1 protein-coding gene is annotated in these 746 nt (G+C 70.8%); it reads left to right on the top strand.

The features are described 5' to 3' along the window. Nucleotides 1-746, top strand: a 746-nt coding sequence (locus IG86_RS0138080) for an ABC transporter ATP-binding protein (RefSeq protein ID WP_030834286.1), incomplete at its 5' end; no start/stop codon positions are given.

The following is a 746-nucleotide window of genomic DNA, read 5'->3' as shown; positions in this document are numbered from 1 at the left end:
CGCACGCCGCCCGTATCGAGCACGTCTCGAAGTCCTTCTCCGGCCCGGCCGGATCGCAGCTCGTCCTGGACGACATCAGCCTCGATGTCGCTCCCGGAGAGTTCGTCACCATCCTGGGGGCCTCCGGCTGCGGGAAGTCCACCCTGCTCAACCTGGTCGCAGGCCTCGACAAGCCGACCGCGGGAGCCATCGAGACCCCCGGCGGCCGCCCCGCGCTCATGTTCCAGGAACACGCCCTGTTCCCCTGGCTGACCGCCGGCAAGAACATCGAACTCGCCCTGCGCCTGCGCGGGGTCGCCAAGGCCGACCGCAGGCCCGAGGCCGAACGCCTCCTGGAACTGGTCCGCCTCGGCGGCGCGTACGGCAAGCGCGTCCACGAACTGTCCGGCGGCATGCGCCAGCGCGTCGCCCTGGCCCGAGCCCTCGCCCAGGACAGCCGCCTGCTGCTGATGGACGAACCCTTCGCGGCCCTCGACGCCATCACCCGCGACGTCCTGCACGGCGAACTCACCCGCATCTGGGCCGAGACCGGCCTTTCGGTCCTCTTCGTCACCCACAACGTGCGCGAGGCCGTCCGCCTCGCCCAACGCGTGGTCCTGCTCTCCTCCCGCCCCGGACGGGTCGCCAAGGAATGGACCGTGGACATCGCCCAGCCGCGCCGCATCGAGGACGCGGACGTCGCCGAGCTGTCCCTCGAGATCACTGAACACCTGCGTGGGGAGATCCGCCGCCATGGCCAACACTGA

The sequence above is a fragment of the Streptomyces virginiae genome (genome assembly GCF_000720455.1).
Lineage (GTDB): Bacteria > Actinomycetota > Actinomycetes > Streptomycetales > Streptomycetaceae > Streptomyces > Streptomyces virginiae.
The sequence above is the reverse complement of the archived record's forward strand: the minus strand, read 5'-3'. Positions and strand labels throughout refer to the sequence as shown.